15 protein-coding genes are annotated in these 20,926 nt (G+C 60.6%); all 15 read right to left on the reverse strand.

Annotated features, from left to right (window positions below; genetic code table 11):
• A partial coding sequence (locus K5E37_RS07045) for an APC family permease (protein ID WP_221533445.1) occupies positions 1-1,254 on the reverse strand: 1,254 nt, incomplete at its 3' end.
• A 42-nt stretch (positions 1,255-1,296) separates the two neighbouring features.
• The gene (locus K5E37_RS07050) at positions 1,297-3,684 is read right to left on the reverse strand and encodes a TonB-dependent siderophore receptor (RefSeq protein ID WP_221533446.1); all 2,388 of its coding nucleotides are present in this window, start codon (positions 3,682-3,684) and stop codon (positions 1,297-1,299) included.
• A gap of 388 nt (positions 3,685-4,072) precedes the next feature.
• Positions 4,073-4,738 carry a sulfite oxidase-like oxidoreductase gene (locus K5E37_RS07055; protein ID WP_085604732.1) on the reverse strand — a complete coding sequence of 222 codons (666 nt, stop codon included), beginning with the start codon at positions 4,736-4,738 and terminating at the stop codon, positions 4,073-4,075.
• 9 nt (positions 4,739-4,747) lie between these two features.
• Positions 4,748-5,803, reverse strand: coding sequence for a substrate-binding domain-containing protein (locus K5E37_RS07060; protein ID WP_221533447.1), 1,056 nt, complete (start codon positions 5,801-5,803; stop codon positions 4,748-4,750).
• Positions 5,804-5,834: 31 nt separating this feature from the next.
• The gene (locus K5E37_RS07065; protein ID WP_221533448.1) at positions 5,835-6,860 is read right to left on the reverse strand and encodes an ABC transporter permease; all 1,026 of its coding nucleotides are present in this window, start codon (positions 6,858-6,860) and stop codon (positions 5,835-5,837) included.
• Positions 6,853-8,409 carry a sugar ABC transporter ATP-binding protein gene (locus K5E37_RS07070; protein WP_221533449.1) on the reverse strand — a complete coding sequence of 519 codons (1,557 nt, stop codon included), beginning with the start codon at positions 8,407-8,409 and terminating at the stop codon, positions 6,853-6,855. The genes K5E37_RS07065 and K5E37_RS07070 overlap by 8 nt, the downstream gene beginning before the upstream one ends.
• 8 nt (positions 8,410-8,417) lie before the next feature.
• Positions 8,418-9,089 (reverse strand): methionine ABC transporter permease, encoded by a 672-nt coding sequence (locus K5E37_RS07075; RefSeq protein WP_221533450.1) that lies wholly within the window; start codon positions 9,087-9,089, stop codon positions 8,418-8,420.
• Positions 9,086-9,886, reverse strand: coding sequence for a methionine ABC transporter ATP-binding protein (locus K5E37_RS07080; protein WP_221533451.1), 801 nt, complete (start codon positions 9,884-9,886; stop codon positions 9,086-9,088). The genes K5E37_RS07075 and K5E37_RS07080 overlap by 4 nt, the downstream gene beginning before the upstream one ends.
• On the reverse strand, positions 9,883-10,692 hold the full coding sequence (locus tag K5E37_RS07085) for a MetQ/NlpA family ABC transporter substrate-binding protein (protein WP_085604744.1): 810 nt from the start codon (positions 10,690-10,692) through the stop codon (positions 9,883-9,885). The genes K5E37_RS07080 and K5E37_RS07085 overlap by 4 nt, the downstream gene beginning before the upstream one ends.
• Positions 10,693-10,735: 43 nt before the next feature.
• The gene (locus tag K5E37_RS07090; RefSeq protein ID WP_221533452.1) at positions 10,736-11,788 is read right to left on the reverse strand and encodes an isopenicillin N synthase family oxygenase; all 1,053 of its coding nucleotides are present in this window, start codon (positions 11,786-11,788) and stop codon (positions 10,736-10,738) included.
• A gap of 183 nt (positions 11,789-11,971) precedes the next feature.
• The gene (locus K5E37_RS07095; protein WP_039771176.1) at positions 11,972-12,235 is read right to left on the reverse strand and encodes a PAAR domain-containing protein; all 264 of its coding nucleotides are present in this window, start codon (positions 12,233-12,235) and stop codon (positions 11,972-11,974) included.
• Positions 12,236-12,256: 21 nt separating this feature from the next.
• Positions 12,257-12,535 (reverse strand): hypothetical protein, encoded by a 279-nt coding sequence (locus K5E37_RS07100; protein WP_085605178.1) that lies wholly within the window; start codon positions 12,533-12,535, stop codon positions 12,257-12,259.
• A gap of 242 nt (positions 12,536-12,777) precedes the next feature.
• Positions 12,778-13,218, reverse strand: a complete 441-nt coding sequence (locus tag K5E37_RS07105; protein ID WP_085604750.1) for a hypothetical protein — start codon at positions 13,216-13,218, stop codon at positions 12,778-12,780.
• 8 nt (positions 13,219-13,226) lie between these two features.
• Positions 13,227-17,948: an RHS repeat-associated core domain-containing protein gene (locus K5E37_RS07110; RefSeq protein WP_085604753.1), complete on the reverse strand. Its 4,722-nt coding sequence runs from the start codon at positions 17,946-17,948 to the stop codon at positions 13,227-13,229.
• The gene (locus tag K5E37_RS07115) at positions 17,945-20,851 is read right to left on the reverse strand and encodes a type VI secretion system tip protein VgrG (RefSeq protein WP_221533453.1); all 2,907 of its coding nucleotides are present in this window, start codon (positions 20,849-20,851) and stop codon (positions 17,945-17,947) included. The genes K5E37_RS07110 and K5E37_RS07115 overlap by 4 nt, the downstream gene beginning before the upstream one ends.
• Between the last annotated feature and the right edge of the window lie 75 nt (positions 20,852-20,926).

Genomic DNA, 20,926 nt, shown 5'->3' on the forward strand with positions numbered 1-20,926 from the left:
CCCCACCACCGTCACGCTGGAATACAGCATGTAAACGCACAACACAAAAAACAGCAGCGGCAACAGCGGATAAAGCGGCACCCTCACCGGCCGGGGCACCTCGGGGAAACGCCTGCGCAGAATAATCAACGCCAGGCTGCTCAAGCTCAGAAACAACCAATACACCGGCGTCAGATACTCAACCATGGTGTTGAAGCCACTCTGAGTAAAACTACCAAACAACACCAGCAACAACGCCACCGCCCCCTCGGCCAGCAACGCCTTTCGCGGTACGCCGTCGCGCTCGTCCCATTCGCCGAAGCGGCGCAATTGCGCCACATCGCGGGCGGCGGCGTAGGTGGTGCGGGCGCCGACCAGCAAGGTTGAGTTGATAGTGGCGATGGCCGCGATGCCAACCATCAGCAGAATCAGCAGCACGCCCGGGGCACCGAAGGCGCGGTTCAATAACTCCACCGCCGGCGCGTTGCTCGCCGCCAGGCCTTCGAATCCCAGCCCTTGGACGAACGCCCAGTTCAGCGCCAGATAGATCGCCATCAGCACCGTCAGCGCACCGAGCATGGCGATGAAGATCCCGCGTCGACCGTCGCGCACTTCAGCCGATAACGTCGCCGCATCGCTCCAGCCGCCGAAGGCCAGAAACACGAAGATCATCGCCGCAGAAAATCCTGCCGCGCCGGTGTGTTCGGGCACGACCGGATCGCTGGGCAGCGCGGGTTCGATCCCTTGCCATGCCAGCCAGACCCCGGCGCTGGCAATACTCAGGAACCCGATAGCAAGCAACCCCACCAACACAGTCTGAGTAATGAAACCAATGTGCTTGCCCGTCAGATTCAACAGCACCAACGCGGCGATGATCGCACCGGCAAACACCCCCGATCCGTAATGTCCCAACGGCACGACCGCATTGAAGTAGTCGGCAAACATGAACGCCGACAACGCGATCCACCCGGTGTGCATCACCGAGAACCGCGACCAGGCAAACAGGAAACCCATACGCTCGCCGTAAGCGGTGCGCAGGAAATGATAGTCACCGCCCGGATGCGGGAACGCGGTGGCCATCTCGGCAAAGCACAAGGCCCCGGCCATCGACGCCAGTCCGCCGAGCACCCAGACCCAATAGAAATGTTCCGGCCCGACGTTCAAGGCAACGGTCGGCGCGGTTTTGAGAATGTCGGTGGTGATGACCATGCCCAGCGTGATCAGCAATGCCTGGAACACCGGCAGGTGCCGCTTGGGGCCATTGGTTTGAGTCATGAAGGTTCCCGCTGATGATCCGCCATCCATGGCGGAAAAGACTCAGAAGCCGTAAGTGGCGGTAGCGTAGTAATAAGCGCCGTTGGTGCCGATCGGCGACAGCACGTCGTACGGCAGGTTACCGCCGTAGTTGATGGCCGAGCCGGAGCGTTCCGGGTAGTTGTCGGTCAGGTTGTTGCCGCCCAGGGCGATACTGAATTTCGGGGTGAATTTGTAGGTCACCTCGGCGTCCAGCTGCCACACCGCACCGTAGGTTTGCTCCGGCTGCGAGTCGCCGAAATCGAACACCCGAGTGGTCTCGCCCTGACGGGTCAGACGCCCGAGCAGGCCCCAGTGTTCGCTGGTCCAGTTGGCGGAAAACACGAAGCGATCCTTGGGCGCAGCATCGGTCAGGGTGTTGCGTTCCTCGACGCCGACCAGCGCGTCATTGCCGATCCCTAAGGCGGTCAGCTGCGACGGCGTGCCCTTGGTGCTGGTGACCTTGGTGTGGTTGTAGGTGTACGCGGTGGTCAGCCCCAGTTGCCCGTCGTAGAACGGCTGATGGTAGTTGAGCACCAGTTCGGCGCCGTCGGTGCTGGTGTCGGCGGCGTTGGTGAAGAAATTGACATCGTGGACGCCCGCCACGCCGAAGTTGTCGTTGATGTAGCTTTCCAGCGCGTCGCTGCCGATTCGCTGCGACAGGGTGATGCGGTCCTTGACGTCGATGCGGAACACATCGAGCGACGCATCGAAGCGCTCGTTCAACTGGAACGTCAGGCCGAGGCTGAAGTTCTTCGAGGTTTCCGGATCGAGTTTTTCTGCGCCCAGGGCACGGGCAATCGGATCGTTGACTGACAGCACGCGGATATCGGTGAGCGTGCCGCCGTCGCCGAAGTTGCTGGTGGTGTTCTGGAAGCCACTCTGGGCCAGCGACGGCGCGCGGAAGTTGTTCGACACCGCACCGCGCAACGCCCATTGATCGGTCAGCTTGTAGCGACCGCTGAGCTTGCCGGTGAGTTTGCTGCCGGCGTCATCGTAATGTTCCCAGCGCGTGGCGGCATCGACGAAGAAGCGATCGTTGAGATCACCGGACAATTCGGCGTAGGTGCCGAACACGTTGCGATCCAGATCCGACTCTTCACTCGGGCGCAGGCCGTTGGCGCCATCGGCCCCGGAGCCGATGTAAGAGGCTTCGTCCCCGGCAAACGTCAGGTAGTTTTCGTAGCGATATTCACCGCCCACCGCCAGCACGAACGAGCGGCCGCCAAGGCGCAATTCGCGGCTGAAATCGAGGTTGGTGGTGGTCTGGCGCAACTCGTAGTCGCCAGTGTCGAAGCGGGTCGGCGAGTCTGCGCCGAGGCTGACGTTGAGGGTGCGACGGGTTGCCGATTCGAAGCGGTTGCGACCGTGGGTGACGCTGCTGTCGAAATCCCAGTCGTCGCCGATCAGACCTTTGTAACCGGCGGTGGCGGAGATGTCGGTGTTGTCGCCCAGCGATTGCGGCAGATAGCCGTTGGGGTAGAACTGCGGCTGCTCGGACGGGTAGCGGTAGAACTCGGCGCCGGTGGTGTGGCGTTCGTTGTAGGTGCCGAAGCTGTAGGCCTTGCCGCCGGCCAACGGCAATTCGCCGTTGAACCAGGCGTTGACGTCCCGCGCCACGCCGTCGCCCATCACGTAGTTGCGCTGGCCCGGGGTGTCGGCGAAACCGTCGTAGCCGGCGCGGTTGGTCGGGTTGCGATCCTTGTACTCGGTACCGCCGCGAATGAAGCCGCCCTCCTCACCCAGCCGCGTGCCGATCTTGGCGGTGGTCACGCTGTTCTGGCCGTCGGTGGTGGTTTTGCCGATGGCATCCTGATGGGTGTGGTAGGCGCCGTAGCTGGTGGACACTTCGCCGCCTTCGGGGGCGTCGTCGAGGATGATGTTGATCACCCCGGCAATCGCGTCGGAGCCGTACTGCGCGCCGGCGCCGTCGCGAAGTACTTCGATGCGTTTGATCGCGCTGATCGGGATCGAGTTGAAGTCCACCGGCGCCGTGCCGCGACCGATTTTCGACGAGTCGTTGACCACTGCCGAGGTGTGGCGGCGCTTGCCGTTGACCAGCACCAGCACCTGATCCGGGCTCATGCCGCGCAGCTGTGCGGCGCGCACATGGTCGGCGCCGCCGGAGTTGGACTGGCGCGGAAAACTGAACGACGGCAACAGCGTCTGCAACGCCTGGCCCAGCTCGCCGCCACTGGCGCCGGCGGTCTTCAGGTCCTCGGCGGTCAGTACATCCACCGGCACCGGCGAATCCAGCACCGTACGAGCGGTGCCCCGGGTGCCGGTGACTAGCACGGTACCCAGCCGTGTATCATCGTCGACGCGCGCGGAAGTCTCTTCGGCATGCGCAGGAAGTTGCCAGATTGCACTGACAACAGCGATGGCGAGTAATGAACGCGAACGGTGAATCATGCGACAGCTCCTTGAATCGCAGTTAATAACCAGCCGCTGCCGAATCATGAAGTGTCGGCAATCGGTGCACGGCAATTTCTGCTGTAGTTTTGATATTCAGAAAGGCAGCCAAGTGTGTTGGACAACTATCGGCTGTTAGAGCGCAAGAACCCCAAAGTTAGTAGAACCCCCTGATTACCGATGCTAGACGAGCGCTCGCCTGCCGCAAAAGAACCAATAACGCTTAGGTTATGCCCGACGAATGGAGTGTTTCCTGAGCAACACTTGTGTTTGCGCAACAACATGAACACCCAACTAACCAACAACTAATCACGCACAAAAACGCACTCCAAGTTGTTGTAGAGAGCGTTATTAATCTGTGTTTTTTTCGGTGCGAAGTTAGATGCCGTCAGTCGAAGTCCTTTTCCCGCCAGGCATCTTCGGCAATGTCCAGCGCATCGCCGCTGAAGCGCTGTTCAATGAACGGATCGGCGTGCAAATGAAAGCCGTTGCGCTCCCAAAAGCCCGGTTGCTCCTGATCGGTGAATTCGAGCCCGCGCAGCCATTTCGCGCTCTTCCAGAAGTACCGCCCCGCCACCACCAGACGCAGCGGCCAGCCATGTTGCGCGGTCAGCGGCTGACCGTCGTAATGGGTGGCCAGCAGGCTGTCCGGGTGCAGCAGGTCATCGAGACGCAGGTTGGTCTGGTAATCGTGATCGGCGTGGGCCATGACGAAGGACGACGTCGGCCGGATGTCCAGGGCCTGCAACAAGTCTTGCAGGTGCACGCCGCTCCAGCGGGTGTCGAACTTCGACCAGCGTGTCACGCAATGAATGTCGCATTGCAACGAGCGTTGCGGCAGCGCTTGCAGATCGGCGTAGGTCAGTTCGACCGGGTTGGCCAAGGTGCCGAACAGGCGCAGCGACCACGTCGCCAGGTCATACGCCGGCACCTCGCCTTCGTGCAGGATCGGGAAACGCTCCGTCAGCACCTGCCCCGGCGGCAGCCGTTCGCCCAGCGCCACATCGGCTTTCGGCGAACGGCTCTTGCGCAGGCGCGCAGCCTTGTCGTGCATGTCGGTTCCTCAGTTCGCCACGGGAATCCACGGTGCCCGCGCGACATTGGCGGTGTCACCGAAGGCCGGCAGTTTCTGCCCCAGGTCCCGTACGTTTTTCACGTCCAGATCCAGCAGTTGCTGACGGGTGATCAGGGTCGGTGGCACCAGCACCTTATGCCCCGGATTTTCCCCGGCGATCAGCATCGCCAGGCTGCGCACGCTGATCGCGCCGGCCACTTGCGGATTGACCGCAGCGGTGGCGGCCCAGGCGCTGTCCGGCTCTTTCATGATCTGGATGTCGGCGGTGGAAATGTCGGCGCTGTAGATCTTCACCTTGCGGCTCAGACCGGCCTCGTCCACGGCGATCTTCGCGCCTTTGGCGAACTCGTCGAACGGTGCGAAGATCACGCTGATCCCCGGATTGGCCCGCAGCACGGCGCTGGCCTGATCGGCCACCGAGTTGGCAATCGGCGGATTGAGCGTGCCGAAGCGCGCCTTTTCGATGATCCCCGGATTGCTCGCCTTGACCTGGCTCCAGATCTCGTCGCGGCGCTCCATCGGCGTAAAGCCGCTGATGTAAACGTACCCGGCGTCGAAGCGGGTGCCGTTGTCCTTGACCGCTTGATCGAGTGCCAGACGCGCCAGTGCGTGGTGATCCTGCTCGACCTGAGTCACTTGCGGCGTGTTCAGGTCGACGTCGAACGCGACGACCTTGATGCCTTTGGCGAGCGCCCGGTCGATCGGGCCTTTGAGGGTTTCCGCCAGACCCAACTGGACGATGATGCCGTCGACGCCGAGGTCGGCGGCCTGATCGATCATCTCGCCCTGGCTCGCCGCCTGTTGCCGCGCGTCGAACACCCGCAGGTTGGCGCCCAGCGCTTCGGTCTGTTTCTCGACGCCGCGCAGATAGGCTTCAGGGAAATCCCCGGAAAACAGATAACCCACCAGCGCGATCTGTACCTGACCTTTATCGAACGGCGCCGGTGCGCCGGGCAAGGCCTTGGCCTGCGCATTGAAGGCCAGTGCCGAGAGCAGCGCCCCCGCGAGGCAATGACGTGCGAACTGCTTGATTGAACCGTGCATGGATCGTTCCTTGAAGCATCAATGAAACGGCTCAGCGCGCCCGATGCGCGAGGCCGAAGGTGAACATCAGGGCCAGCACCAGCACCAGTCCCTTGACGAAATCCTGCGCGTAATACGGCGCGTTGAGCATGGTCAGGCCGTTGAGCAACGAAGCCACCAGCAACGCGCCGACCAGCGTGCCGAACGCATTGGGCTTCTTCGCCCCGAGCACGGCAAAACCGATCAGCGCAGCGCCCAGTGCATCGAGCACCAGACCATTGCCAGAGCTGACATCACCGCGCCCCAATCGCGCCGCCAGTAACAAACCGCCCAGCGAGGCCAGCAGCGCCGAGAGCACATAAGCCAGCAACTTGAAGCGCTGCACCGGCGCACCGGCCAGACGCGCCGCCTGCTCGTTGCCGCCAATCGCATAGAACAGCCGGCCGATGCGCGTGCGTTCGAGAAACAGCCACACCGCCACCGCAACCACCGCCGTGATCAACACCGGAATCGGCACGATGTCCCACAGCCGTCCGCGACCCAGCGCCAGAAACACCGCACTGAACGAACCCTCGGCTTCGTCGCCATTGGGCAGGGTCATGCCCACCGCAATCGAACGACCGCCCGTGGGAATCAGTTGCACGCCGATCACCAGGAACATGCTGCCGAGCGTCGCGAGAATGTCCGGCACGCGCATCTTCACGATCAGCCAGCCGTTGAGCAGCCCGACCAGTGCGCCACCGGCCAGGCTGATCAGCACCGCCGGCACCGCGCCCCAGCCGAGCACCACCATCACGTAACTGGCGATCATCAGGCTCATCGCCGCCACCGCACCGATCGACAGATCCAGCCCGCCGACAGCCATGGTCAGCGTCACGCCCAGCGCCAGCAGCGCGACAATCGACACCGACTGCAGAATGCTGAACAGGTTGCCGACCCGCAGGAACGCCGGTTCCGCCACACTGAAAAACACCACGATCAACGCCAGCACCCACAGCAGGCCGTACCGGATCAGCGCTTGCACGAAGCGCTCGGACGGCGCCGGGGCGGATGACAACAGGGAACTCGAATCAGGCACTCGCTCTACTCCTTGGCGCGGCATGAACAATAGAAATTTGCGGATCGCTGCCGGCCAGCGCCGCGACCAGGGTGGCGCGATCCAGCCCGGCACGCGGGTACTCGGCCACCACCGCGTGATCGCGCACCAGCAGAATCCGGTCGGCGATCTCCAGCGCCTCATCGACGTCCGAGCAGATCACCAGCGTGGCGCGGCCAGCGGCGCTGTCGCGCAACAACTGGCCGATCTCGCGCCGGGCACGCACATCAACGCCCTGAAACGGCTCGTCGAGGATCAGCACCCGGCCCTCGCCGAGCAGCCAGCGACCGAGCACGACTTTTTGCTGATTGCCGCCAGACAAGGCACTCATCGGCACATCGATGCCGGCGGTCTTGATTCCCAACGCCGAGACTTGCGCCTCGACCGCCGCCGCTTCGGCACGGTTACGGATGAAACCGCCCCGGGTGAAGCGTTCGAGAAACGGCAAGGTCAGGGTTCGGCGCAATGAAAAATCCGGCACCAACGATTGGCTGGCCCGGTCTTCGGCGGCGAAGAACACACCGCTCTGGATCGCCTGCCGGGGCGAGCCCGGTTGCCAGTCGATGCCGTCCAGTCGCAGAGAGCCGGACACCGGTTTGCGCAGCCCGAACAGCACTTCGGCGATTTCACTTTTGCCGGCGCCGAGCAACCCGGTCAGCACCACCACTTCGTTTTCGTGCAGGGTCAGATCAAAAGCCTGAGTGCGCGGCAGGATTTTCACGTCGCGCAATTTCAGTACTTCGCGCCCCGCCGCTCGCGGTGTGTAGACGTGGGCTTCCAGCGCCTGACCAAGCATCGCTTCCAACGCCTCTGGCAATTGCCGGGCACTGAACTCACCGGCCAGTTGCCCGTCACGCAACACCACGGCGCGGTCGGCCACCCGTTGCAGATCGGACAGCCGATGGGAGATGTACAAAATCGCCACACCACGACTGCGCAAGGTGTCGATCAGCCCGAACAGGCGCTGCGCTTCGGCATCCGACAGGGCCGCCGTGGGCTCGTCGAGAATCAGCAGTCGCGGTTGCAGCGCGAAGGCGCGAGCCAGCACCACCAGTTGCCGTTCGGCCTGGCCGAGGTGTTCGATCGGTTGCTCCAGCGGCAGCACCAGACCGAGGCCGGCGGCGATGCTCGCGGCGCGCTCCAGCAGGCGTTTGCGATTGAGCCAGAAGTCCGCGTCGGGGCGGCACAGTTCATCGAGCAGCAGGTTTTCCGCCACGCTCAATCCGGGCGCGATGCCTTCGTTGATCTGCTGATGAACCGCAACGATGCCGAAGCGGCGCGCCGACAGCGGCGAACTGAAATGCCGGGGCTGGCCATCGATCCAGATCTCGCCGCCATCATGGGTCTGGCTGCCGGCGAGGATCTTCACCAGCGTCGATTTGCCCGCACCGTTGGCGCCGAGCAGCGCCACCACTTCGGCGGGAAAAATATCCAGGCTGACCCGGTCCAGCGCCCGGTTCGAGCCAAAGGTCTTGCTCAGTTCACGTACACGAATCAGTGGTTCGGAGACCACGGCGACAGGCGCACCCATAAAATTCCTTAACGTCGATGAGCCAGCGAACGCACCAGTCGATCGCCCAGGCTTTGCACGCCCTGGACGAGGATGACCAACACCACGACGGTGGCGACCATCACTTCATTGTTGAACCGTTGATAACCGTAGCGGATCGCCAGATCGCCCAGTCCGCCGCCGCCGATGACCCCGGCCATGGAGGAAAAACCGATCAGCATCACCAGCGTCAGGGTGATGCCCGCCAGCAGGGCCGGCAGCGCTTCGGGCAACAGCACTTTGAAAATCACATGGCGGATGTCACCGCCCATGGCGAGGATCGCTTCGATCCGGCCCTTTTCGACTTCGTCCAGGGCGTTCTCGACGATCCGCGCAAAAAAAGGAAAGGCGCCGATGGTGATCGGCACCACGGCGGCAGTGCTGCCCAGGGTGGTGCCGACCACCAGCCGGGTCAGCGGGATCAGGGCAATCAGCATCACCACGAACGGCAACGAACGGCCCAGATTGATGAGCGCGCCCAAGGCTTGATTGAGCCTCGGCAACGGGTACAGCCCCTGACGACGGCTGATGAACAGCAACACCCCCAGCGGCAGGCCGATCAGCAGCGTGAACAGCCCGGCGAGCAGCACCATGTAAAGGGTTTCGCCGGTGGCGTTGAGCACCAGTTGGAGGATTTCATTCCAGTCGATCACGCGGTTCATGAGTGGGCCGCCCGTACGCCGTATTGCCGCAGAAAACTCAAACCGGGCGCATCGTGCCCCAGCGGCAAGCCGCAACTGGGTCGCAGTGAAGCGCCGAGGGTGGACTGCGGATCGGCGAGCAATCGGGCCACCGGCCCCGCCTCCACCAGTTTTCCATTGGCCATGGACGCGGCGTGATCGCAGATCGACTTGACCACGTCCAGTTCGTGGGTGATCAGCACGATGGTCAAACCGAGCTGGCGGTTGATATCGCGCAACAGCTCCAGAATCGATGCGGTGGTTTCCGGGTCGAGGGCGCTGGTGGCTTCGTCCGACAGCAGATACGCCGGCCGAGCCGCCAGGGCCCGAGCGATGCCCACCCGCTGCTTCTGACCGCCAGACAGTTGCGATGGAAACGCTTCGGCCTTGTCGCCCAGGCCCACCAGATCCAGCAACTCCCGAACCCGTTCATGGCGCTGTGATTTGGCGACTTTGGCGATTTCCAGCGGCACCGCGACGTTGTCGAACACGTTGCGCGAATGCAGCAGGTTGAAGCCCTGGAAGATCATGCCGATGCGCTGACGCTGGCGGCGCAGTTCGCTATCGGACAGCGCCGTGAGGTCTTCGCCGTCCAGCAGAATCCGCCCGGCATCCGGACGTTCGAGCAGATTGAGGCAACGCAGCAGCGTCGATTTACCCGCGCCGCTGCGCCCGAGAATTCCGTAGATCGCGCCATCGGGAATGCTCAGCGACACTTGGTCCAGCGCCGGGGTCGACGCTGACGGATAGGTCTTGCTCAACTGCTCGACGACGATCATGGCTTGGCATCCGCCACCGGGATCACCGAACCCTTGAAGTTCTCGGCGATGTATTTGGCGACTTGCGGCGAGGTCAGGTCCTTGGCCAACTGCTGAATGCGCGGATCGTTTTCCAGTTTCGGCGTGGTCACCAGAATGTTGGCGTACGGGTTGTGTTCGGCCTTCTCCAGACCGAGCGCATCCTTGGCCGGCACCAACCCGGCTTCCAGCGCGTAGTTGCCGTTGATCACCGCCAGGTCCACATCGTCCAGCGCACGTGGCAATTGCGGCGATTCGATTTCGAGGATCTTCAGGTGTTTAGGGTTTTCGGCGATGTCCTTGGGCGTCGCCTGATCGGCCGCCGGGTCATTGAAACCGGGCTTGAGCTTGATCAGGCCATTGTCCTGCAACAGGTACAGCGCGCGGCTCAGGTTGGTGACGTTGTTCGGCACCGCGACCGTGCCTTTGTCCGGCACCTGGGCGAAGGTTTTGTGGCGGTGGGAATAAATTCCCAGCGGTTCGATGTGCACCGTGGCGGCCACCGCGAGTTTTTCGCCGAGGGCCTTTTCCTGGGATTGCAGGTACGGCAGATGCTGGAAGTAGTTGGCGTCCACATCGCCGTGCACCAGCAGCTCGTTGGAGTTCACGCCCTGCGGGATTTCGATCACCTTGAGATTGAGCTGCGGATCGAGCTTCTGGATGTACGTCAGAATCTGCGCGTGGGGCACCGGGTCGGCGGCAACCCGCAATGGCTCCAGCGCTTGAGCACTGAACGAAGTCACCAGCGCACCGAGGACGGCCAGGGTCAGGCCTGCTTTTTTCAACACTGCTTTTTTCAACATGGGAAAGCGACCTTTTGCGAGTGATGGATCAGGCGTTGGCGGTCTTGCGAAGCGGTGTGCTGGTATTCGACGCATCGGCGTAGAAGCGTTGCGCGACATCGGGATGGGAGCGCAGTCGGCCCTTGAGGTAATTCCAGCCGACATCGCGGAACAACGGGTTGAGCGGATCACTCGCCGGGCCCCGCGCCTCGCGCAGCAACGCCGTCGGCAAGGGATAAAGCGGCACCACTGCATCCAGTTGCGCGCCAAGGAAAAACGCGATGGACAAGCGCTCGCTGCCCACCGGTGGCGAGACCACCCGATGCACCGTGGCACGCAGGTAACCGTTGGTGGCCAGCTCCAGCAGCTCGCCGATATTCACCACCAGGGTGTTGTCCCGAGGCAGCGCATCGATCCAGCGCCCCTCTTCGATTTCCACTTGCAGACCGGCCTGTCGGTCTTGCAGCAGGAAGCTGAGAAAACCCGAATCCTTGTGCGCACCGACGCCCTGATTGCTCGCCGTCGAGGCTTGCCCCGGATAGCGCATCAGCTTGATGTGTTCGTTGGGTTTGTCGCCGTACAACCGGTCGAAAGCGTCTTCCGGCAGCGACAGTGACTGGGCGAAAGCGCGCAGCAGACGCAGCGACATTTGGGTCATCGCCTGCTGCCAGTCGAGCAGCAGCTGCTTGAGTTGCGGCAACGCCTCGGGCCATTGATTCGGCCCTTGCAGGCGCGCCCACAACGGACTGTCGGCGTTCAACGGCAAGACGTCGCGCTCGGCGCCCAGATCGAACTGTTCACGTTGATCAGGCTGCCCTCGAGTGATCTCGGAAGCGGCGCGGTTGTAGCCGCGAAAGTGCGGCGAATTGATCATGCCGACGGCGGTTTTCTCGCTGTCGGGCAAGGCGAAGAATTGGCGTGCGTGGTCTTGTACTTGCTGGAGCAGTCCAGCGTCGATGCCGTGGCCGGTCAGGTAGAAAAAGCCCACATCGCGGGCGGCATGGCGCAAGTCATCGAGAAAGGCCTGGCGTTGCGACGGCGTACCGTCGAGCAGGGACAGGTCGAGGATGGGTAATGCGGTGATGTCTGAGGTGTGCGGCATGATTCACTCCCGTGTGAATCAAACCTGAAGAGTCCGTGATCGATTCAGCGTGTGCCGTCATGGCAATCGGGAGGTCTATCGGTTTGATGCTTTTGATTCGTCTATGAAACAAAACTAAACGATATTAAAAACACCGAACAAATATCTTTTTTGCATTAGCTTAGGTCTGTCTGACTACAGGACTCAGCTGACCACCGCGCCTTTCGGGCCGCTGGCAATAAGCGCCGCCCCACACGCAGTTTTCATGCCGTCCAGCGCGATGGGCACGCCATCGACGGTGTAGGTGCTGCTGCCCTCGGCAATCGGAAAAATCCCTTTGCACAACGGGCAACTGACCTTGTGACCGAGCCCGGCAATCGGCTTGCCGTTGAGGTCGGTCCGGGAGAAGGCTTCGAGGACTTTGCCACCGTGGGTGGTGGAGTCGCCCAAGCGAATTGCGTCTTTCATGCTCTCACTCCTTTGACCAGGTTACTCAGCCATCCACACGTCTTCGTACCCTTGGGTATCGATGATGAATTTTGCACCCGTGGGTAAGCACAGATATTTCATCACCAGCGGAAGCATTTCGGGCAAGTGTTCAATACAAACCGGCTGGTAAAAATCAATCGCCGCGGAATGCGTGCCGCCGTGGATGAACCAGCTGACATTCCCCCCATCCGGCAAACGAACGCGTGTGCCATAAATGGGTGTGTTCCCTAGCGACTCGATGGCGATAGCGACCATTTCCTCAGGAGGAAGCACAGACATCCCGTATTTTTCACAGACCGCGTTCTGCGCGGCGCTGGGATAAACCCGCTCATGTTCGCTCACAGCCACTCCTTATTTGTTGATCCGATTCCATTCGATTGTGGGTTCAGGGTCGTCAGACTTCGAGCCACCAGTTCAACAGCGTCTCGTCATCCAGGTTCTGATAGATGTTGGCAAAAATAAATCCGTCCCCTTTATCCCCCCTTTATCCTCTGCATGCCGGCCCTGAGCCTTGAGTCACATCAGGCGAAGTAACTTTCGATCTCCGGATACTCATCCAGGAACTCATCACTTCGAATAAAGGCGTCAAGACCCGGGGATTTCTTCGCGGCCCCGACAATCGCCTTGATCTTCTCTGCGTTATCCGAGTTAACGACACGACCGATCAGAATAAGAGGCCATTCCTTGCCACTTGCCTGGCTTTGCAACGTTGAGAAGTTCACCGCAAGCCTTTCAGCAAAAACGCCCGCTTCAGCATGATCAAGAACACCCAACACGCGCTCTTGCACACCGTAGTCGTCGTCATCGCAAAAGGTCGACAGCAGTACATCAATGGTTTTTGCATCGAGTTCGTCGCGGACACTGCTCACGAGCGCCGAGAACTCACGAGCATCTTCCGGGTTCTCGTAGCGATCCAATGAAACCAGTTTGTCTCGCCACACTTTGAACGCTTGATCATTCATGGTTTCTCTCACTTATCCAGAAATTTACGGCACTTGGCATACGCCAGCATTTCTTGCATTGCTTCATTGTACTTTCTGGGTTGTCCGACCTGAGTGGCAACACGGCGCACATCTCTGATCTCCATCGCCATTGCTCCCCTCATGTCCCCCACCTCAATTTTTGACTGGACCTGAGCCCGATAGGCTTTGCCGGGATTACCCTGGTGACCGTGACTCATTGTTTGGCCATGGTCATAGGGCTCCATTTGAATTGCAGGCCCCTGGCTTCTCTTTATCGGACTGGTGCTATCTGCCGGCATGTGATGCGACTCGATCCCCGAGGCTGTGGTGCCTCCATAAGATCCGCCTCTGAATGGCCCGGTTCCTTCAGGGTTGCCTTTCTTCAGATCGGCACACGGACATCTTGCCAAGCCTAGCGGGTCAATCCAGCCCAGTGGACTCGGCGCATACACAAAGAGGTTCAACCCACCGTCATAACCGATGGGATCTTTGCTGATAAAGCGTCCAATCAACGGATCGTAATAACGATAACGATTGTAATGCAGCCCCGTTTCTTGATCGTGATACTGCCCCTGGAAGCGAAGCGGGTTGCCAATACCCTGTTGCTGCGCCATTGGCGAGCGCTGTTCAGCCACGCTCCCCCATGCCTTGTACTGTGCGCTCCAGGCTATTTCGCCATTCTGGTCGGTCAACTCCAGAGGAGTCCCCATTCGGTCGCATTGATACCAACTCAGGACGTCGATTGGCAGCGCCACAGGTACGTGATTCCACAGCGGGTCGTCCTCCAACTGATACTCGCCGCTGAAGTCAGGCTGCCCCATCAGAATGATTGGCTGGTGTCGCAAAGCTTGCGCAACCGGAATGTAAGTACCCGGCTCATAGATGTAATGCACCGTGCGCCCGGGATCACCATCAACCAGAGCCGGACTGCTCTCCCAGGCCAGCGTATCGCCGTCCCAGCCATACAATGTGAAACCACAACCCGACTCTCGCTGCTTGCGGACAAACTCATTGTCGTTCCACTGTGATCCGGCTTCAGGCCGTCGCATGAAATGCGCAGTCGAGTTCTTGTAAAGGCGGCGTCCCAATACATCGTAGGCATACTCGACTTCCAGTCGAGCATCATCAAAGTGAACCAAACGGTCGAACAAGTCCCAGCGCATTCTGGCGATACTGCCGTTGTGCCAACGCTGTATCAGATTGCCTCGATCATCGTATTCATAGTGGGTGCCCGAGTACTCACGCAGCAGGTTGTCCACCCGCTTGCTACGCATCGGGTCCTGATCCAGAGGTCGGCGCATCTGTTGAACCGGCTCATCAAGCAAGTTACCGGCAGGATCAAAGGCGAAAGTTTCCACACCCTGTCGACTCGCCGCCTTGATCAGGCGCCCCACCGGATCGTACTGATACGTCAGCGGCCCGCGTCGCGTGTCGTTGAGAAGGATCAGTTGACCCGCAGGATCATATTGATATTCACGCTTGAGCAACGTGCGCTTGTCATCGCTGCGACCCAACAATTGCTCCTGCAACTGCCCAGCCGGGTCCCACTTCTGCGTCTGCAATAAATGATTACCCTGATGGCGGGCGATTTCGCGATGCAGATCGTCACGCTCCCAGGCCAGCAATTCGTGGTCATCCACTTTCAATCCCAGCAAGTGCCCACTGCCGTAGGTCATCCAACTGACTCTTTGGCCATCCGGTCGCACAGTCGCTACTCGCTGATTCAGGGCATCATATTCATGTTGCCAGACTGCGATCCGTGGCTGCTCCAAACTCAGATAATGCTGGTGTTCACGCAGCAGGTTACCCGCCGGATCGTGGAACCACTGCAAGCGACTGTGATCATTTTCGGCCAGTGTCATATTGCCGTTGCCATCGTAGGCAAATGTTTCACTTTGTACCTGTACGCCCAGACTCGCACGACGCTCTATCAGACGGCCCATCAGGTCGAACTGGAAAGCCACTCGCCGCTCGCCATCAAGCTTGCTGCTCAAACGACCTGATTCAGAGTCGTACTGGTAGCGCGTGATATGGCCGTCGAAACCTGTTTCCTCCAATAACCGCCCCATTGGATCGTAATGAAAATGGGCGCTACGCTCATTTTCGTTCTCCAAAGCGGTCAAACGACCGAGACGGTCCCAGCGATAGCGCAACGTTTGCTCAGCCGCATCCACTCGCTCGACGATAAGGCCGGCGGCGCTGTAGTTCCAGGTGGTGCAGCGGTTCAGGCTGTCGACATGGGCCAAAAGGCGCCCTTCGGCATCGCGACTGAAACGTTCCTCAGACTTGTCCGGATGCCTGATCAACACCAGTTGACCAGCCGCATACTCATACTCGGTGCCCTGCCCTGCCGCATCGGTAAAGCAAATCAACTGACCCAGGCCGTTATACTCCCAAGTACTGGTTTTGCCGGAGCAATCTGTGTATCCGGTCAACTGACCGGCATCGTTGTATTCGAATTTCTTCTCTGCCCCGTTTGCATCCTTGACGGTCTCCGGATAGCCGGCAGATGTGTAGGTGTACTCTGTCTTGTTACCCAGAGGATCGACAGCTTCCACAAGATTGCCGCTGTCGTCATAAGCTCTGGTCCACTGTCCGCCCTCTGCATCACTAACCTTGATCAGTTGGTCCAGATCATCGTATGCGTAATGCACTACGGTGTTATCGGCACGGATGTGTTCGAGAAGATTGCCACGCTCGTCGTAGCTGAACCGATCAACGCTTCCATCGGTGTGGACATGTCGCACGACATTTTTGGCCTCATCGCGGAACAACCATTCCGAACGCTCATCCGGATGCCGGATACGGTACGTGTAGCCAAGAATGTCGTAGTAGTGCCAGGTCTCATTGCCGTGGGCGTCAGTGACGTAGGTCAGACGAATGTTTTCGTCCCACTCAAGTCGGGTATCGAAGCTTCCATCATCCGCCCATTCACGAATCGCTTTGGCATCGGAGCCGTCCCCCTGCCATTGCAAATTCATGCCCCGCCCGGTCCGGTCGGTATATCGCGTGATCAGATGGCTCCGGAATTCATAATTCCAGGCATAACCGTTTTCATCCTGTGCCTGAACCAGATCTCCCAAGGCATCATAGTGATAGGCACACAGTTGGCGCTGAGGGATGCCATCGGCAATCTCCCACAAACCTGTCAGACGCCCGTGGTCATCGATCAGTGTTCCGAGTTGTAGATGAACCTTTGTAACGTCCCCCTGATAGGTGAGAAGGTCAGAGAGCACCGGCTCATCACCATGCATGTGCTCATAGTGCAGCATGATTCCAGCACCACTGCGCAGTTCGATGCCGGCGAGCAGAAAGCGTGCCCCACGACGCACGTAGGTTTCTTTTCGCTCAACGCCACGGCACAGCAGCAATTGATTTTCACCTGAGCGAATCAGAGTCAGGTTTTCAATCGGGTCATGATGGGCTTCGCCGACTTTGGGCAAGGCATATTCATGACTTCGGCCATCGGCCGCATGGAAGACCAACCCGTCATCCACATAATCGAAACGAGTGGTGAACTCGTTGATCCAGCGAGCACCCAGGCTGCCTTTGTCGTAGGCCTCCAGATTCGAGTAATAAGTACGGTTCCAGACGATGGGAAACGGGCCCGGCAAACGGAAATCCGTGTGGGTGATGGTTTCCGTGCCGCGTGCAAAGCTGATGTTCCTTTTCGTACCTGTCGGGACGACATTCTTGCAATCACTGGCATCAGAACGGGCTCGCGCCTGGCTTTGTTGCAACTCCAGTTGGCCTTTGCCGGCGCGTTGTTCAGCCTTGCTCGTGGCCCCCGGTTTGACACTGGCGGCCTGACCATGAGAGCGCCGCTTGCGCCAGGTTGCTACCGAGCCCGCCAACATCTGCAACAGCCAGCCAATGGAATGCTGAACGCCCGGGTCACCAAGCTTTTTCATCTGGGATTGCAGCTCCACCCCCAGCGTGCGAAGCATCGAGGTGTTGCTCAGTACCAGAGCCTTGGCTTTCTCCGGCAGCAAGTTCTTAGCGGCACTGTTGGCAACGCCTTTGCCTGCAGCCTTGTAGGCACTGAAAGCGGCACCGAAAATGTTGCTGATAGCCGCCTTGGGGTCGTGCAACAACTGACCGCGCGCCGCCGTGATTTTCGAACCGGCCGCATTGAGGTCGCCCTTCGCATCGAGCTTGCCATTGACCACCTTCTCCAGGCCCTTGGCAATTTCGTTCACCGCGCTTTGACCCAGTTTTCCAGCGTCGTCGAGAATGCCCGCCAGTTTGGGTTGTGCCTGTTTTACGAAGTCATCGATGGTGCCGACGATGGTCGCGTTCAGATGCCCGATCAGCACTTCGATCAGGGAGTCTCCCAGCAGTGTCTTGGCACTGTTTCGCAGTTCCTGACGCACCAGCCCCAGGGTCGGGCGTAATGTCATGCGCGCAGAAGCCATGGTCGGCGGCGCAGGCAATACACCAATCAGGTTGATACCCAGGCTGACCCAATCCAGCACTTGACGCTGTTTGCTTTTGGCCAGAGTCACTATGTCTCCGAGGGCATCTACCAACGCCATGATGTTGCCCACGACGGGAAGAGCACCCGCGACGTTCTTGACCCGATCGAGTGTGACGACACCGCCGCTGATGGACTGCAACCAGGCATCGAATTTGGCAGCGCCGCGTCCGACATCCTGAATATCGATCGTATTGAGTGGCACCACCGCGACTTGCGGCTCACGCGTTTTCGCACCATCGGATCCAGTCGTCATGACAACACCTCTCCCGCCAGCAGGCCCGGGGTTTTCAAGGAAGTTTTTGGCAGGGCTGGAGCCGGAAGCGTTGGCAACTTGCCCGCCTTGCTCGCCGCCCCGAGAATCCCCGACGCACTCGGCAATGCCGCACTCGCCAGTTTCGGCAGCCCGGCCGCTCCGCCTTGCACTGCACCCTTCACCTGCTGCGCTGTTTGCATCGCACCTTGCGCGGTCTGCACGGCGCCCATCCCTGTCTGTGCCAATTCCTTGCCCTTCTCCAACATGTCCCAGTTCTTGCTCGGCAGCGCCTGCGCGACCATCGACTGCACCTGGCTCGGAATGTCCTCAGCACCCGGCGGATTCAACGGCCATTCCGGTTTGCCGATGTAGCTGCCGTCGCTCCAGGTGTCCGCCGGATCCTTGCCGAACAGCACCCGCGCTGGCCCTGGGGCGGCGCCGGCAACGCTGGCGAAACCCTTGGCGTCGAGCTTGCCCTTGATGCTTTTGCCCAGCGCATCGATGACTTCGTAATCGCCGTCCTTGATGCCCTGTCTCCCGGCGTACTGGTTGAACAGCTCCAGATTGCCCTTGCCCGGTTTCGGCGGTTCCGGGAACACGCCGGCCAGACTTTTGGCGCCGGTGTAGGCGAAGTTCGCCGCGTGGGCGGTGTACGGGCCGCTGGTGGCGTGGGTGATGCCGCCGGCGTTGTAGGTCGTAGCGCTGCCGCCGCCCTGGATCACCAGTTCGGTCTTGGCGGTGATGGTGATGCGGTCAGCGTTGGCGGTGATGTTGAGTTTGGCCAGCAGGTTGATGCTGTCCTTCAGCGCCTTGACGTCGATGTCGCCGGACGCCGCCACCAGCCGCCAGCCCATGCTCTGTACGAACAGGCGCATGCCGCGACTGGCACTGGCCAGCAGTCGTTTACCGATGGAAAAACTGGTGTGACCGGTGCTGCTCAGTGCCAGGTGTTCGCCGGTGGCGATGTGGCTGGAGCGCGGCGTGGTCAGGGCGATGCCGGCGGGACTGGCGAGTACCAGATGCGGCTCGGTGAACTCGGGAAATTCGTTGGCGGTGAGGTTCGCCGGGCCACTGCCGAGTACGCCTTGATGCTGCGCGTGCAAGGCCTTGGCCACGTCGTCCTGATCGCCCGCTTCCTGGGCCTGAAGCTCTTTGGCTTGTGTGGCGAAACCGTCCTGTTGGTCGCTGGCGGTGGCCAGGCGCTCGGCGGTTTCCGGCAGGTCCTTGTGGTGTTTCGATTCGTTCGGACGCGGTTCGGTGGTGATCAGCAGACCGGCTCCGGCACGCACGGCGCCGTGGCGGTCGGTTCTTAACTCAAAACCTTCACCCCGAGGCTGACCGCCGCTTGGGCGCGGGTGGGTCAGGTAACCAAGGTTGATCGCGCTCGCGCCGTGATCGCTGCGCAGCGCGATGCTGATCTCGCTGGTGGTGTCGTCGATGCGCAGTTCGTTGGCGCGGCTGCCCTTGTATTCCTTGCTCTTGACCGTGGCCAGGGTCTTGAAGTCCGGCAACTTGTACGGCGGCAGATTGGCGCCGTGGTACAGGCAGCCGGTGATCAAGGGCTGGTCGGGATCGCCTTCGAGGAAGGTGATCAGCACTTCCATGCCGACCCGCGGAATGTTGATCGAACCGAAGGTTTCGGCGGCCCAGCTGGAGGCCACGCGCATCCAGCAGGTGGTCTTGTCGTCGTGCTGGCCTTCGCGGTCCCAGAAGAACTGCACCTTCACCCGCCCGTATTGGTCGCAGAAGATTTCTTCGCCTTCGGGACCGGTAACCACGGCGCTTTGCGAACCGAGAACCTTGGGTTTCGGGTGGTCCAGTGGCGGACGGTACGGCACGTCCCACGGGATCGCGTTGAAGCGGTTGCGATAGCCCTGATGGAAATCGTCCTTCAGGTCGGTGGTGTCGCTGGTCACCGACTCTTCCAGCACTTGTGGCTGCTTGCCTTCGTGGAAGATTTCGGTGAGCAGCCACAGGTCGTTCCACGTCGGGTTGGCGTGGTCGGTCAGGGCCAGAAAATGCCCGGTGACCAGAATCGGCTGGTCGCTGTTGCCATCGGCCAGGCGATAGTCGCTGCGGTGGCGTTCGAGGTTGCGGTTGGCCAGGTGCTTGCCACGCTCGCGGTCCACGAAGCGGCCCGGGTAGTCGTAATCTTCCAGGTCCGGCTGGGCGCTGCTCTTGGCGTCGCTTTCCAGCTCGATCTTCGGTTTGACGAAGTCGTAATCGCGCCTCGTGGTGCGGCTGGTGCGGGTGGCCAGGCGCAGGCCGAAACGCTTGACCACCGGTTGGTCCGCCACCAGCCCGGAGTCCTGCTGATAGGCCACGGGCGCGAGTTTCGGGAACACCGTCTGGTCATCGCCGAAGGTCAGTTTGTGGCCGCTGGCGGTGTGCTGAAAGTGGTAGTGAATCCCCTCCTCTTCACACAGGCGCTGGACGAAATGCAGGTCACTTTCATCGTACTGCGTGCAGTAGATGCGCTCGGGATAGATCGCGCTGAGCTGGAAGTGGTAATCGCTGGCGAGGATGCCGTGCTCTTCCAGCACCTGACTGATGATCTGCTGCACGGTCATCTGCTGGAAAATGCGCTGGTTGAAGCGGTGCGCGAGATACGAAAGCTGCGGTCGCAACGAGATTTTGTAGCGGGTCAGGCGCTTGCCCGCCTCGCCCTGGGCGATGCTGTAGATCAGCCCGTGGATCCCGCTGCCGCTCGGCGACAGCTGAAGAAACGCCAGTTTGTGCAGCAGGCTTTCGAGGTTGATCGAGGCCTTTTCGCTGACCAGTTCCAGCTCGAATTCGAAGGGCGTGTTGAGGGCTTCCCGACCGGTGAACGACAGCACCTGAAAATCGCTGTCCGCGCCATCGATGGTCAGATTGAAATGGGGCTGGTTGGCCGGTGAGAACATTCCCTTGTCCCTCGCACAGTGCTGCGACGCCGCCAGATCGCTAAGGATCTGGCGGAAAAATCTTTAAAAACTCAT

This window comes from Pseudomonas sp. RIT778, from assembly GCF_019718735.1.
Taxonomy (GTDB): domain Bacteria; phylum Pseudomonadota; class Gammaproteobacteria; order Pseudomonadales; family Pseudomonadaceae; genus Aquipseudomonas; species Aquipseudomonas aphyarum.

Bases quoted from the DNA above. Each gene is read 5' to 3' on its own strand.
- K5E37_RS07050 (WP_221533446.1), bottom strand. From the start codon at position 3,684: ATGATTCACCGTTCGCGTTCATTACTCGCCATCGCTGTTGTCAGTGCA.
- K5E37_RS07055 (WP_085604732.1), bottom strand. From the start codon at position 4,738: ATGCACGACAAGGCTGCGCGCCTGCGCAAGAGCCGTTCGCCGAAAGCC.
- K5E37_RS07060 (WP_221533447.1), bottom strand. From the start codon at position 5,803: ATGCACGGTTCAATCAAGCAGTTCGCACGTCATTGCCTCGCGGGGGCG.
- K5E37_RS07070 (WP_221533449.1), bottom strand. From the start codon at position 8,409: ATGGGTGCGCCTGTCGCCGTGGTCTCCGAACCACTGATTCGTGTACGT.
- K5E37_RS07075 (WP_221533450.1), bottom strand. From the start codon at position 9,089: ATGAACCGCGTGATCGACTGGAATGAAATCCTCCAACTGGTGCTCAAC.
- K5E37_RS07080 (WP_221533451.1), bottom strand. From the start codon at position 9,886: ATGATCGTCGTCGAGCAGTTGAGCAAGACCTATCCGTCAGCGTCGACC.
- K5E37_RS07090 (WP_221533452.1), bottom strand. From the start codon at position 11,788: ATGCCGCACACCTCAGACATCACCGCATTACCCATCCTCGACCTGTCC.
- K5E37_RS07095 (WP_039771176.1), bottom strand. From the start codon at position 12,235: ATGAAAGACGCAATTCGCTTGGGCGACTCCACCACCCACGGTGGCAAA.
- K5E37_RS07100 (WP_085605178.1), bottom strand. From the start codon at position 12,535: ATGTCTGTGCTTCCTCCTGAGGAAATGGTCGCTATCGCCATCGAGTCG.
- K5E37_RS07105 (WP_085604750.1), bottom strand. From the start codon at position 13,218: ATGAATGATCAAGCGTTCAAAGTGTGGCGAGACAAACTGGTTTCATTG.
- K5E37_RS07110 (WP_085604753.1), bottom strand. From the start codon at position 17,948: ATGACGACTGGATCCGATGGTGCGAAAACGCGTGAGCCGCAAGTCGCG.
- K5E37_RS07115 (WP_221533453.1), bottom strand. From the start codon at position 20,851: ATGTTCTCACCGGCCAACCAGCCCCATTTCAATCTGACCATCGATGGC.